Below are 13,866 nucleotides of genomic sequence, written 5' to 3' on the forward strand. Positions count from 1 at the left end.
ATACTTGCTCTCAAAGGAACCTCATACGAGGTTCAATACATAAGCTCTACTGGCTTAGTTCACTAGCACACTGTTGAGTTCTCAAGCAACACACTTCGGACCGCCGCGCCGCGAAGGCGCCTTGGTCTTCGGCTTTTGTTTCAAGCTTTGTTCCAGGGATACCACCCTGGTTCGGGACCACCCACTCTACCACGATCGTGGGAGCTTGGTTCGTGTTCCCGGCGGCCGCTCGGTTTCCCTGGCGACTTGGAGAACTTTACACCCCCTCCGGAGGCCCGAAACAGGGGGGTACCTTTTTTCGCGCCAGGCCCCTGACCTGCACCGATACGGCCGGGCACGGCCAAGACGGCCGGGGTGCCCGCTCAGGCCGGCCGCGGCGAGCCGTGGGTCGCCACGACCGTCAGGACGACCAACGCGGCCGCGAGCCCGGCAGCCACGTGGACGGGCGCCGGCGCGAAGGACGCCGCCAGGACGAGCGCCGCCGTCACCGGGAAGCCGATGGCGATCGGGCGGCACTCGTTCGTCGGGCCGATGTGCAGCAGCCACACGCTCAGCAGGAAGACCGCGACCGGCACCGTGGTCGGCAGCGCCGCCGCCACCCCGCCGAGGTGCAGCGTCCCCGTGTCGTAGCCGACCGCCACCTCGAGGCCGGCCCCGACGGCCGCCGCCGAGGCGAAGATGAAGTAGTGGCCGTAGCCCCAGCTCATCGCCGTGAACATGGTCTGGCGGCGGACGAGCCGCGCGTGCCCGGGGCGGTCGAAGTACAGCCACCACATCGAGAACACGAGCACCAGGCCGGCCGCGGCCAGCGAGATCAGCGTTCCGGTGTGCCCCGGCTCCGCGGTGCCCTCCTTGATCGCGTTCGTCGCGCTGAGGATCACCTCGCCGAGGACGATCAGCGTGAACAGGCCGTACCGCTCGGCGATGTGGTGCGGGTGCCACGTCGTCCGCGCGCTGCGCTCGGCGACCACCGGCACCGCGAGCTCGCAGAGCACGACGGCCACGAACGTCACGGCCGCCGTCGACGCCGGCAGGAACAGCCGGGCGATCCAGAGCACCTGGCAGAACGCGATCCCGGCGGCGAACCGCACGGCCGCGGGCCGGGCCTCCGGTGCCGAGCGCGCGGCCCGCAACCACTGCCCGACCAGGGACAGCCGCATCAGGACGTACCCCACCACGATCACCCGGAAGTCGCCCTCGAACGCGCTGGACACGCCCGCCGCGACCGTCAGCCCGCCGGCGATCTGCACGAGCGTGGCCAGCCGGTACGGGACGTCGTCGGTGTCGAACGCCGAGGCGAACCAGCTGAAGTTCAGCCAGCCCCACCAGATCGCGAAGAAGACCATCGCGAACGACGTGACGCCGTGCGCGGCGTGCCCTTCGGCGAGCGCGTGGTGCAGGGCGGCCGCGGCCTGGCCGACGGCGACCACGAAACACAGGTCGAACAGCAGTTCCAGCGGCGTCGCGACGCGGTGGTGCTCCGCGCGGTCGCGGGACCGCATCGGCCGGTACCAGACCCGGATCCGGGACGGCTGCTCGGTCATCGGGACTCCCCCGCGTCGGCCTCGGACGGACGCGATCATCCCAGCACGACCGGCGCGGAAGGAGTCAGCGCGACACGGGTGAAGAAGACGGGCGGGGCCCGGTTCCCCCTCGCCCGGGCCCGCCCGCCACCGTCACGCGCCGGCGGGCACCGATGGGCAGCCCTTCCGCGAGTGCCGGACGGTCCCCCGCGGACGCCGACACCCACTGGACGGAAGGTGACCGAGTGTGTCCATTCCCTCGAACTCCGGACGCCTCGATCGCTCAAGCCGGTCACCCCATCCCCGGGTGGCCGACTGATTGCCACTGTCGGTAGCCGAAGCCGCGCAGTGAAGGCTCCATAAGATCTACCCGGTTGCTCTCCGTAGCACCAGTGTCTTTCCGCGCTCGTCACCCGGATGGAGCATCGCGAATCTGCGGAAAGTAGTGTCTCAAGCGCGGTGGACGTCGGCCGCGGACGCCTCGGCCTGCCGCGCCTCGCGTTCGTCCTCGGCGGCCCGGCGGCGGCGCGCCCGCAGCTCGGCGACCGCCAGGGCGAGCGCTCCGCACGTCAGGACGGCCGCGCAGCCGAGCGCGACGGTGAGGGCCACCGGATAGCCGTGGCCGAGGACCAGGCCGAAGACCGAGGCGAGCACGGCGGTGCCGATCGCCGTGCCGATCCGCTGCCCGGTCTGCAGCGCGCCACCGGCGACCCCGGCCATCCGGACCGGCACGCACTCCAGCGTCAACGTCGTGTTCGGCGAGATCACCATCCCGCCGCCCACGCCCGCAAAGACCAGCGGCAGCGCGAAGGCCCAGCCGGACGCCGACGGCGGAACCAGTTCCGCGAGCAGCGCGACGGCCAGCAGCCCGGTGGCGACCATGGCGAGGCCGGTGACGGTGAGGCGGCGGCCGAAGCGCGGCACCAGCCGGCCGGCGACGGCGGCCGACACCGCCGAGCCGAGCGCGAACGGCGTCACCGACAGGCCCGACTGCAGTGGCGAGTAGCCGAGGCCCTGCTGGAAGTACATCGCGAAGACCAGCCAGATCCCGGCGAACCCGCAGAAGTAGAGCGCCCCGACCGCCGCGCCGGAGGCGTAACCGGGGGTGCCGGTGAACAGGCGCGTGTCGAGCAGCGGCGACCGGCCGCGCCGGACCACCGAGTGCTCCCAGCGCACGAACGCGACGCCGAACACGAGCGCGACGGGGAACAGCCACCAGAACTGCCGGAGCCCGCCCTGGTCGGAGTCGATCACCGGGAACAGCACGCCGAGGACGGCGACCGCGAGCAGCGCGATCCCGACGAAGTCGATCTCCGTGGAGATCTTGAGCTGCTTCTTCTCGCTGCGCGGCAGCAGCCGCAGCGCTAGGGCGAACGCGAGCACGCCGATCGGGACGTTGACGTAGAACACCCAGCGCCAGCCGTCCTGCGCCCCGAAGACGGCGATGATGAACCCACCCAGGATCGGGCCGACGGCCGTCGAGATCCCGACGACCGCGCCGAACATCCCGAACGCGCGGCCGCGCTCGGCGCCGCGGAAGAGGTCCTGGATCAGGCCGGTGTTCTGCGGGGTGAGCATGCCCGCCGCGACCCCCTGGGCGAGCCGCGCGATCACCAGCGTCGTCTCGTTCGGGGCCGCGCCGGCCAGTGCGCTGGTGAGGACGAAGGCGGCGAGGGCGCCGAGGAACATGTTCCGGCGGCCGAACGCGTCCCCGAGCCGGCCGCCGGTGACCAGGACGAGGCCGAACGCCAGGGCGTAGCCGGAGACGACCCAGCGGATCCCGCCGCTGCTCGCGTGCAGCCCGGCTTGCATCGAGGGGAGGGCGACGTTGACGATGCTGACGTCGAGCAGGCCCATGAACCCGGCCGTCAGCGAGACGGCAAGTGCTTTCCACCGGCGGGGATCGGGTTCGTAGGTCATCCCCTCCAGCAAACACGAAAGGCGGGATCCGCGCGCGCCCAGCGCACGGATCCCGGACGCGTCACGTCGAAGCGGTGATGCCCCGGATGCCCTTCAGCTCGCCGATCAGCATCGAGCTGACCTTGACCGGGTAGTCGTACAGCGCGAAGACCGTCTGGTTCTTGCCCACCAGCTTGAGGTGCACCGGGGTCTCCCCCTTGTGCGCCAGCAGCGTCGACCGCAGCTCGCTGACCACGGACTGGTCGATCTTCTCCGCCGCCGCCAAGAGCACCAGCGGTGGCTCGTCGTCGCCGCTGCCGGTGCCGACCTCGGACAGGTCGAGCGTCGCCAGGCCGCCGCCGAAGACCGACATCTTGTCTTCGCGCCAGTTCACCCGGCCCTTGACCAGGACCGCGTTGTCTTCGATCAGCTCACCCGCGAAGAGCGCGTACGACTTCGGGAAGAACAGCACCTCGAGGGAGGCGTCCATGTCTTCGACCGTGCAGATCGCCCACGGCTCGCCCTTCTTGTTGACCCGCCGCTCCAGCGACGTGATCAGCCCGGAGATGACGATCTCGCCTTCCTTCGGCGGGTCGTTGAGGATGCTCGCGATCGGTTTCGGGGCGTGCTTGCGCAGGATCCGCTCGGCGCCGTCCAGCGGGTGGGCCGAGACGTACAGGCCGAGCATCTCGCGCTCGTAGGCGAGCAGCTGCTTGCGCGGGTACTCCTCCTCGCCGAACTTCAGGTGCGCGAGCGGCGACGACGACGGCGCCGCCTCCCCCTCGTCGCCGCCGAAGCCGAACAGGTCGAACTGGCCCATCGCCTCCTGGCGCTTGAGCGGGACGACGGCTTCGACCGCATCCTCGTGGACCTGGATCATCGACAGCCGCGTGTGGCCGAGCGAGTCGAACCCGCCCGCCTTGATCAGCGACTCGATGACCCGCTTGTTGCAGGCCACGAGCTCGGACTTGTCGAGGAAGTCGGTGAAGGAGGCGTACTTGCCCTTCTCCTGGCGGGTCTTGATGATCGACTCGACGACGTTCGCGCCGACGTTGCGGACGGCACCCAGCCCGAAGCGGATGTCGTCCCCGACCGCCGCGAAGCGCAGGGCCGATTCGTTGACGTCCGGCGGCAGCACCTTGATGCCGAGCCGGCGGCACTCGGACAGGTAGACCGCCGACTTGTCCTTGTTGTCACCCACCGAGGTGAGCAGGGCGGCCATGTACTCGGCCCGGAAGTTCGCCTTGAGGTAGGCGGTCCAGTACGAGATCAGGCCGTACGCGGCCGCGTGGCTCTTGTTGAACGCGTACCCGGCGAACGGGAGGATCGTGTCCCAGAGCGCCTTGATCGCCTCTTTGGAGAACCCGCCGGGCACCAGGTCGCTGTTGCGCATGCCCTCTTCGAAGCCCTCGTACTCCTTGTCGAGGACTTCCTTCTTCTTCTTGCCCATCGCGCGGCGGAGCACGTCCGCGCGCCCCATCGTGTACCCGGCCACCTTCTGGCCGATGTGCATGATCTGCTCTTGGTACACGATCAGGCCGTAGGTGTCGGCCAGGATCTCCCGCAGCGGCTCGTCGAGCTCCGGGTGGATCGGCTTGACCTTCTGCCGGTTGTTCTTGCGGTCGGCGTAGTCGTTGTGCGCGTTCATGCCCATCGGGCCGGGGCGGTACAGCGCGCCGACCGCGACGATGTCGTCGAACACCGTGGGCTCCATGCGCCGCAGCAGGTCGCGCATGGGACCGCCGTCCAGCTGGAACACGCCGAGCGTGTCGCCGCGGGCGAGCAGCTTGTACGTCTCGGGGTCGTCGACGCCCAGGGTGTCGAGGTCGACGTCGACCCCGCGGTTGGTCTTGATGTTGTCGATCGCGTCACCGATGACGGTGAGGTTGCGCAGGCCGAGGAAGTCCATCTTCAGCAGGCCGATGGCCTCGCACGACGGGTAGTCCCAGCCGGTGATGATCGAGCCGTCGTCACGCTGCCAGAGCGGGATCGCGTCGGTCAGCGGGTCGCAGGACATGATGACCGCGCAGGCGTGGACGCCGGCGTTGCGGATCAGGCCCTCGAGGCCGCGGGCGGTCTCGAAGATCGTCTTGCACTCTTCGTCGGTCTCGACGAGCGCGCGGACCTCGGCGGCCTCGCCGTAGCGCTCGTGCTTCGAGTCGACGATGCCCGAGAGCGGGATGTCCTTCGCCATGATCGGCGGCGGCAGCGCCTTGGAGATCTTGTCCGCGATCGCGTACCCGGGCTGGCCGAAATGCACCCGGGCGCTGTCCTTGATCGCGGCCTTGGTCTTAATGGTGCCGAAGGTGATGACCTGGGCGACCTTGTCCGCGCCGTACTTCTCGGTCGCGTACCGGATCATCTCGCCGCGACGGCGGTCGTCGAAGTCGATGTCGATGTCGGGCATCGAGACGCGCTCGGGGTTCAGGAACCGCTCGAACAGCAGCTTCTGCGGGATCGGGTCCAGGTTGGTGATACCGAGCACGTACGCGACCAGCGAACCGGCGGCCGAACCACGGCCGGGGCCGACCCGGATGCCCACCTTGCGGGCGTAGCTGATGAGGTCGGCGACGATCAGGAAGTAGGCCGGGAAGCCCTTGCCGATGATGACGTCGAGCTCGATCTCGATGCGCTCGTCGTAGTACGGGTCCGGCACGCCGTCCGGGAAGCGCCACTTGAGACCGCGCTTGACCTCTTCGCGCAGCCAGCCGCCCTGGTCGTAGCCCTCCGGCACCTCGAAGAACGGCAGCCGGTCCTTGTGGGAGTAGACCTCTTCGTAGGACTCGACGCGCTCGGCGATCATCAGCGTCGTGTCGGCCGCGCCGGGAACCTCCTTGTCCCAGTACTCGCGCATCTCGGCGGCGGACTTGAGGTAGTAGCCGTCGCCGTCGAACTTGAACCGGGTCGGGTCGTTGAGGGTCTTGCCCGCCTGGACGCACAGCAGCGCCGAGTGCGTGTCCGCCTGGTCCTTGGTGACGTAGTGCGAGTCGTTGGTGGCGATCGGCTTGAGGTCGAGCAGGCGGCCGACCTCCAGGAGGCCCTCGCGGACCGACCGCTCGATCGGCAGGCCGTGGTCCATCAGCTCGAGGAAGAAGTTGTCGGCCCCGAAGATGTCCTTGTAGTCGGACGCGGCCTGGATGGCCTCTTGGCGCTGGCCCAGCCGCAGCCGGGTCTGCACCTCGCCCGACGGGCAGCCGGTGGTCGCGATGATCCCCGAGTGGTTTTCGGAGATCAGCTCGCGGTCCATCCGCGGCTTGCGGTAGTAGCCCTGCATGCTGGCCAGCGAGGACAGCTTGAAGAGGTTCCGCAGGCCGGTCGCGTTCGACGCGAGCATGGTCATGTGCGTGTACGCACCGCCACCGGAGACGTCGCCGCCCTCACCGAACTCGTCGGAACCGCGCTGGTTGGCCTGGCCCCAGAAGACGGGCTTCTTGTGGAACCGGCTCTCCGGCGCGATGTAGGCCTCGATGCCGATGATCGGCTTGATGCCGGCCTTCTTGGCCTGCTGGTAGAACTCGTCGCCGCCGTACATGTTGCCGTGGTCGGTCATGCCGACGGCGGGCATCCCGAGACGCGCCGCCTCCGCGAAGAGGGGGGCGATCTTCGCCGCACCGTCGAGCATCGAGTACTCGGTGTGGACGTGCAGGTGGACGAAGGAATCGTTCGACACCAGCGAAAACCTCCCCTAGGTGGACCGGACCGGCGCGCGGCGGGTCTCCCACCCTATCCCGCACTCGCCGGGCTCGATTGTGCGCCTCGGCGGGGCCGCGGGAGCGCACCGACGCGCGGCTCCTTCGGGCGGAAACGATCACGACACGCGCCGCGCCCGGACCGTCCCCGCGAGTGACGGAACCGGCGTCCGCGACCCGCCGGACCCCCCGCGGCGCGAGCCGTGAGCTGAGCCACAGCCGGACCGCCTCGCGTTGACACCGGGGGCACCGGGACCGAGCATTTCGGCCATGAACCTGTCTGACAGCCAGACAGCCGGACAAGGTGGACAGGGTGCTCCTCGCCGGGTGAGCGCCATGGAAGCCGTGCTGGCCCACCTGCGCGGCTCGATCGAGCGCGGCGCGTACCCCGTCGGCGGGAAGCTCCCCTCCGAAGCCGCCCTGAGCAGGGAGTTCGAGGTCAGCCGGTCGGTGGTCCGGGAAGCCCTCCGCGGCCTCCAGGCGCTCGGCATGACCGAGTCGAAGACCGGCAAGGGCACCTTCGTCACCGCGACCGGCCCGGCCGACAACCCCACCTTCGGGCCCTACTCCGCCCGGGACCTCATCGAAGTGCGCCGGCACGTCGAGATCCCCGTCGCCGGGTACGCGGCCGTCCGCCGCAGCCAGGACGACCTCGACCTGCTCGCCCACCTGCTCGACCGGATGGACGCCGAGACCGACAACACCGCCTGGGTCGCCCTGGACTCGCTCTTCCACATCACCATCGCCCAGTCCTCGGGCAACCCGGTGTTCGGGAAGGTGATCGAGGAGATCCGGGACGCGCTCGCCCGCCAGTCCGCCTTCCTGAACCAGCTCGGCGACCGGCGCCGCCAGTCGAACATCGAGCACCGGGACATCGTCACCGCGATCGAAAGCGGTTCCGAAGAGCAAGCCGTCGCCGCCATGACGGCGCACCTGACGCACGTCGAAGCCACTCTGACCAGCATCGTGAACGGGGACCAGTGACCGAACAGACCCTCCCGGCCACGACCGGCACCACCGCGGACGCGGGCGACGCCGGCTACCACAAGGCCCTCAAGTCCCGGCACGTCAACATGATCGCGATCGGCGGGGCGATCGGCACCGGCCTCTTCCTCGGCGCGGGCGGGCGGCTCGCCCAGGCCGGGCCGGCGCTGGCGATCGTCTACGGCGTCTGCGGGCTCTTCGCCTTCTTCGTCGTCCGCGCGCTCGGCGAGCTGATCCTGTACCGGCCCTCCAGCGGCGCCTTCGTCTCCTACGCCCGCGAGTTCATGGGCGAGAAGGGCGCGTACGTCGCCGGCTGGATGCACTTCCTCAACTGGTCGACCACCGGCATCGCCGACATCACGGCGATCGCGCTGTACGCGCACTTCTGGTCGTTCTTCTCGCCGATCCCGCAGTGGGTGCTCGCGCTGATCGCCCTCGCCGTCGTGCTGACGCTGAACATGGTGTCGGTGAAGCTGTTCGGCGAGATGGAGTTCTGGTTCGCCATCGTCAAGGTCGCCGCGCTGGTGCTGTTCATGGTGATCGGCATCTTCCTGCTGGTGACGCAGACGCCGATCGACGGCGTCGCGGGCGGCCCGCAGCTGATCGCCGGCCACGGCGGGATCTTCCCGTCCGGGCTGCTGCCGATGGTGCTGATCGTGCAGGGCGTGGTGTTCGCCTACGCCTCGGTCGAGCTGGTCGGCGTGGCCGCGGGCGAGACCGAGAACCCGGAGAAGATCATGCCGAAGGCGATCAACTCCATCATGTGGCGCATCCTCGTCTTCTACGTCGGCTCGGTCGTGCTGCTGGCGATGCTGCTGCCGTGGAGCTCCTACACGAAGGACCAGAGCCCGTTCGTCACCGTGCTCTCGCACCTGGGCGTGCCCGCGGCGGACAGCGTGATGAACCTGGTCGTGCTCACCGCGGCGCTGTCCAGCCTGAACTCGGGCCTGTACTCGACCGGCCGGATCCTGCGGTCGATGGCGATGGCGGGCTCGGCGCCGAAGTTCACCGGCGTGATGAACCGCAACCACGTGCCCTACGGCGGGATCCTGCTCACCGCGGCCGTCTGCGTGGCCGGCGTGGGGCTCAACTACCTGGTGCCGAAGGAGGCCTTCGACATCGTGCTGAACTTCGCCGCGATCGGCATCCTCGCCACCTGGGCCATCATCGTGCTCTGCCACCTGCTGTTCGTGCGGCGGGCCAAGCGCGACGGCGTCGAGCGGCCGTCCTTCCGGCTGCCGTTCTCGCCGTACACCGAGATCGCGACGCTGGTGTTCCTCGCCGCCGTCGTCGTCCTGATGGGCTTCGACGAGACCGGCCGGATCACCCTGCTGGCGCTGCCCGCCATCGCCGCCGCCCTGGTCGCAGGCTGGTTCGGCGTCCGCAAGCGGATCGACATGCGCGCGTTCGACGAGGAAGGCATGTGAGCCACGAACCCCTCGTCGAGCTGATCCGCGACGGGCTGGTCGAGGGCGTCCACCACGGCTCGGCCCTGGTGCTCGCCCCGGACGGCTCGACGCGGTTCGCCGCCGGCGACGTCGACACCCCGATGTACCCGCGGTCGACGGCGAAGCCGCTGCAGGCCACCGCGATGGCGCGGCTCGGCCTGCGCCTCTCCCCCACCGGGTTCGCCATCGCCGCGGCCAGCCACTCGGGGGAGCCGAGGCACCTCGACGCCGCCCTCGACGTCCTCGACGGCCGCTCCCCCGACCTGCTGGGCAACCCCGCGGACTTCCCGTTCGACCCGCTCGAGCGCGACCGCTGGCTCGCCGGGGGCCGGGCGCCGAGCCGGCTCGCGCACAACTGCTCCGGCAAGCACGCGGCCATGCTCGCGACCTGCGCGGTGAACGGCTGGTCCCCCGAGGGTTACCTCGACCCGGCCCACCCGCTGCAGCGCGCGATCGCCGCCGCCTTCGAGGACCTGACCGGGCGGCCCGTCGCCCGGGTCGCCGTCGACGGCTGCGGCGCGCCCCTGTTCGCGACGACGCTGCGCGGGCTCGCGACGGCCGTGTCGAAGATCGCGCTCGCCGCGCCGGACACGCCGGAAGGCCTGGTGGCCGCCGGGATCCGGCAGCACCCGGAGCTGGTCGGCGGCAGCCGCCGGGACGTCACCGCCGTCATGCGCGCGGTGCCCGGGCTGATCGCCAAGGACGGTTTCGAGGCCGTGCAGGTCGCCGCGCTGCCGGACGGCACGGCGATCGCCTTCAAGATCGCCGACGGCGGGGACCGGGCACGGTACCCGGTGCTGGCCGCGCTGCTGAAGCTGTGCGGGGTGGCCGTCCCGCCCGGCCCGGAAAACCTGCGTTTCGCCGGAAACCTGTCTGTGGGGAGCACTGTATGACCACCCGCCGCGAACACGACCTGCTCGGCGACAAGGACGTCCCGGCCGGGGCGTACTGGGGCGTGCACACCGCCCGCGCCCGGGAGAACTTCCCCATCACCGGCACGACGCTCGCCGCGTACCCGCACCTGATCGAGGCGCTCGCCGCGGTCAAGGAGGCCGCGGCCCGCGCCAACGCCGAGCTGGGCCTGCTCGCCCCCAAGATCGCCGAGGCGATCGCGGGGGCCTGCCGGGAGATCCGCGAAGGCGCGTTGCACGGCGAGTTCGTCGTCGACGTCATCCAGGGCGGCGCCGGGACGTCGACCAACATGAACGCCAACGAGGTCATCGCGAACCGGGCCCTCGAACTGCTCGGGCACGCCAAGGGCGACTACCACGTCGTGCACCCCAACGAGCACGTCAACCTCGGGCAGTCGACGAACGACGCCTACCCGACCGCGGTCAACGTCGCGACGATCCTCGCCGTGCGCGGGCTGTCGGAAGCGATGATCGTGCTCGAGAAGGCGTTCGCGGCCAAGGCCGTCGAGTTCCACGACGTCCTCAAGATGGGCCGCACGCAGCTGCAGGACGCCGTGCCGATGACGCTCGGCCAGGAGTTCGGCACCTACGCGGTGATGCTCGGCGAGGACCGGCAGCGGCTGAACGAGGCCGTCGCGCTGCTGCACGAGATCAACCTCGGCGCGACCGCGATCGGCACCGGCCTCAACGCCGCGCCGGGCTACGCCGAAGCCGCCTGCCGGCATCTGCGCGAGATCACCGGGCTGCCGGTCGTCACCGCCGCCGACCTGGTCGAGGCCACCCAGGACTGCGGCGCGTTCGTGCACCTTTCGGGTGTCCTCAAGCGGATCGCGGTCAAGCTGTCCAAGAGCTGCAACGACCTGCGGCTGCTGTCCTCGGGCCCGCGCGCCGGGCTGAACGAGATCAACCTGCCGCCGGTGCAGGCCGGGTCGTCGATCATGCCCGGCAAGATCAACCCGGTGATCCCCGAGGTGGTCAACCAGGTCGCGTTCGAGGTGATCGGCAACGACGTCACCGTGACGATGGCGGCGGAGGCCGGCCAGCTGCAGCTCAACGCGTTCGAGCCGATCATCCTGCACTCGCTGTCGGAGAGCATCACGCACCTGGGCGCGGCCTGCCGGACCCTCGCTTCCAAGTGCGTCGAAGGGATCACCGCGAACGTCGACGTGATGCGTGCCTACGTCGAGAACTCGATCGGCCTGGTGACGGCGCTGAACCCGAGCATCGGCTACGCGGCCGCGACGGAGATCGCCAAGGAGGCTCTCGCGACCGGGCGCGGGGTCGCCGAGCTGGTCGTCGAGAAGGGCCTGATCCCGGCCGAGGAGCTGGCGAAGCTGCTGCGACCGGAAACGCTCGCGCGGGCGAACTGAGGTACGGTCGGATCCGGAAGGATCGACTCCACTTCGGAAGGCGGGCGCCCGTGCTGGACCGACTTGTCGACAAGTTGCTCGGGCTCCCCCGCGCCGAAGGCCCCAAGCCGGTCGTGACGCGCGACCTCGCCGTGCCGATGCCCGACGGCGTCACGCTGCTGGCCGACCGGTACGCCCCGGCCGGCACGACGCCGGCGCCGGTCGTGCTGATCCGCACCCCGTACGGGCGCAAGGGCATGCTGTCGAAGCTCTTCGGCGAGACGTTCGCGCGGCACGGGCTGCAGACGGTCATCCAGAGCACCCGCGGCTCGTTCGGCTCCGGCGGCGAGTTCCGGCCCTTCCACCTCGAACGCGAGGACGGGCTCGCCACCGCCGAGTGGCTGCGTGCGCAGCCGTGGTGCGACGGCACCCTCGGCATGGCCGGCGCCAGCTACCTCGGGCACACGCAGTGGGCGATCGGGCCGTACCTCGACCCGCCGCTCGCCGCGATGTGCCTCGGGGTGACGGCGTCGGAGTTCGTCTCGACGTTCTACCCGGGCGGCGTGCTCGCGGCGGACAACATGGTCTCGTGGTCGGCGATGATCGGCCGCCAGGAAGAGCGCTTCGCGACGCTGCCGAACCCGCTGCAGGCGCGGAAGACCCGCCGCGCGATGGCCCACCTGCCGATCAGCGGCGCCGACGTCGCCGCGATCGGCAAGCCGGTGCAGTTCCTCCAGGACGTCACCGGGCACTTCGTCCCCGAAGACGACTACTGGGCGTTTTCCGACCACAGCGCCGAAGTGGACCGGCTCGACGTCCCGGTGTCGATGGTGACCGGCTGGTACGACCTGTTCATCGGCTCGCAGCTGCGCGACTTCCGGCTCCTCGCCGACGCCGGCAAGGCGCCGCGGATCACGATCGGGCCGTGGGCGCACGGCGAGCCCGCGAGCATGGGCCCGATGATCCGCGACCAGCTCGGCTTCCTGCGCGCGCACCTGCTCGGCGACCGGACGTACCTGCAGCGGTCCCCGGTCCGGCTGTTCCTCCAGGGTGCCGGGACGTGGCTGGACTTCGAGTCCTGGCCGCCGCCGTCGAAGGCGACCGGCGCGCACCTGCGGCCGATCGGCGGGCTCGGCGAGGCGCCCGGTGCCCCGGCGTTGCCGACGACGTTCACCTACGACCCGGCCGACCCGACGCCGGCGGTCGGCGGCCCGCTGCTCACCGGCGCGTGGAAGCAGCGCGACAACCAGGAGGTCGAGGCCCGGCCGGACGTGCTGGTGTTCACCGGCGAACCGCTGCCGTCGGACGTCGACGTCATCGGCGAGGTGACCGCGACCGTGCACGTCCGCACCGAGCTGGGCCACGCGGACGTCTACGTCCGGCTCTGCGACGTCGACGCCGGCGGCGTCTCCCGCAACGTGACCGACGGGATCCTGCGGCTGCGGCCCGGCTTCCCGGCCGCGGACGCCGACGGCGTGGTGACGGCGGAGGTGACGCTCGACCCGACGGCCTACCGCTTCCGCCGTGGCCACCGGCTGCGGGTCCAGGTGGCCGGCGGGGCGTTCCCGCGGTTCGCGCGGAACCACGGAACGGACGAGCCGGTGACCTCCGCGGTGGCCGGGAAGCCGAACCGCTTCGAGGTGTTCCACGACGCGGCCCGGCCGTCCCGGATCACGCTGCCGGTGTTCAGCGGCTGACGACGCGCACCCACCGCCGGCGCACCAGCGGCCAGACGGCGAGGAACAGCGCGGCGGCCGTCCAGACCGGCCGGCCCGCGGCCGCCCAGAGCCCGATCGCGCGGAGGGTGCCGGACTCGCCGATCTGCAGCCAGGCGGCGTGGGCGGCGAGCAGCAGCCAGCCCAGCTGGACCAGCCAGCCCACGGGGTAGCACGCGATCGCGGCGAAGGCGGTGGCGCGCGGGCCCGCGCGCAGCAGCCGCCGGCGCAGGGCCATCGGCGGGTGGGTGAGCCGGGCCGGCGCGCGGCCGGGGTGCGCGCCGCCGAGCCGGTCCTGGGCGACCAGGGCGGCGCGGTCGGCCGTGAAGACCCCGTAGGCCAGCTCCA

The 13,866-nt window shown here is 70.7% G+C and carries 9 protein-coding genes; 5 read left to right on the forward strand and 4 right to left on the reverse strand.

Annotation, left to right across the window (positions count from 1 at the left end):
- Window positions 1-362: 362 nt before the first annotated feature.
- The 3 genes from ACWED2_RS47620 to dnaE form a co-directional block, all read right to left on the reverse strand.
- Complete coding sequence (locus ACWED2_RS47620) at window positions 363-1,544, reverse strand: low temperature requirement protein A (RefSeq protein WP_449697106.1); 1,182 nt, start codon at window positions 1,542-1,544, stop codon at window positions 363-365.
- Between the two features lie 429 nt (window positions 1,545-1,973).
- The gene (locus ACWED2_RS47625) at window positions 1,974-3,443 is read right to left on the reverse strand and encodes an MFS transporter (protein ID WP_449697107.1); all 1,470 of its coding nucleotides are present in this window, start codon (window positions 3,441-3,443) and stop codon (window positions 1,974-1,976) included.
- Between the two features lie 61 nt (window positions 3,444-3,504).
- Window positions 3,505-7,092: a DNA polymerase III subunit alpha gene (dnaE, locus tag ACWED2_RS47630; protein WP_449697108.1), complete on the reverse strand. Its 3,588-nt coding sequence runs from the start codon at window positions 7,090-7,092 to the stop codon at window positions 3,505-3,507.
- A 355-nt stretch (window positions 7,093-7,447) separates the two neighbouring features.
- Here dnaE and ACWED2_RS47635 point away from each other — a divergent pair, with 355 nt between their 5' ends.
- The 5 genes from ACWED2_RS47635 to ACWED2_RS47655 are packed head-to-tail and all read left to right on the forward strand — an operon-like array spanning window position 7,448 to window position 13,500.
- Window positions 7,448-8,095 carry a FadR/GntR family transcriptional regulator gene (locus ACWED2_RS47635; protein WP_449697114.1) on the forward strand — a complete coding sequence of 216 codons (648 nt, stop codon included), beginning with the start codon at window positions 7,448-7,450 and terminating at the stop codon, window positions 8,093-8,095.
- Window positions 8,092-9,522 (forward strand): amino acid permease, encoded by a 1,431-nt coding sequence (locus tag ACWED2_RS47640; protein WP_449697109.1) that lies wholly within the window; start codon window positions 8,092-8,094, stop codon window positions 9,520-9,522. The genes ACWED2_RS47635 and ACWED2_RS47640 overlap by 4 nt, the downstream gene beginning before the upstream one ends.
- On the forward strand, window positions 9,519-10,436 hold the full coding sequence (locus tag ACWED2_RS47645; RefSeq protein ID WP_449697110.1) for an asparaginase: 918 nt from the start codon (window positions 9,519-9,521) through the stop codon (window positions 10,434-10,436). The genes ACWED2_RS47640 and ACWED2_RS47645 overlap by 4 nt, the downstream gene beginning before the upstream one ends.
- Window positions 10,433-11,824 (forward strand): aspartate ammonia-lyase, encoded by a 1,392-nt coding sequence (aspA, locus tag ACWED2_RS47650; RefSeq protein ID WP_449697111.1) that lies wholly within the window; start codon window positions 10,433-10,435, stop codon window positions 11,822-11,824. The genes ACWED2_RS47645 and aspA overlap by 4 nt, the downstream gene beginning before the upstream one ends.
- 50 nt (window positions 11,825-11,874) lie before the next feature.
- Window positions 11,875-13,500 (forward strand): CocE/NonD family hydrolase, encoded by a 1,626-nt coding sequence (locus ACWED2_RS47655; RefSeq protein WP_449697112.1) that lies wholly within the window; start codon window positions 11,875-11,877, stop codon window positions 13,498-13,500.
- On the opposite strand, the gene ACWED2_RS47660 is transcribed toward ACWED2_RS47655, so the two are convergent.
- Window positions 13,490-13,866, reverse strand: a 377-nt coding sequence (locus ACWED2_RS47660; RefSeq protein WP_449697113.1) for a hypothetical protein, incomplete at its 5' end; no start/stop codon positions are given. The genes ACWED2_RS47655 and ACWED2_RS47660 overlap by 11 nt on opposite strands.

The organism is Amycolatopsis sp. NPDC005003 (assembly GCF_053600695.1).

Coding starts and splice junctions, on each gene's coding strand:
- ACWED2_RS47635 (WP_449697114.1), top strand. CDS start 7,448: ATGGAAGCCGTGCTGGCCCACCTGCGCGGCTCGATCGAGCGCGGCGCG.
- ACWED2_RS47625 (WP_449697107.1), bottom strand. CDS start 3,443: ATGACCTACGAACCCGATCCCCGCCGGTGGAAAGCACTTGCCGTCTCG.
- aspA (WP_449697111.1), top strand. CDS start 10,433: ATGACCACCCGCCGCGAACACGACCTGCTCGGCGACAAGGACGTCCCG.
- ACWED2_RS47620 (WP_449697106.1), bottom strand. CDS start 1,544: ATGACCGAGCAGCCGTCCCGGATCCGGGTCTGGTACCGGCCGATGCGG.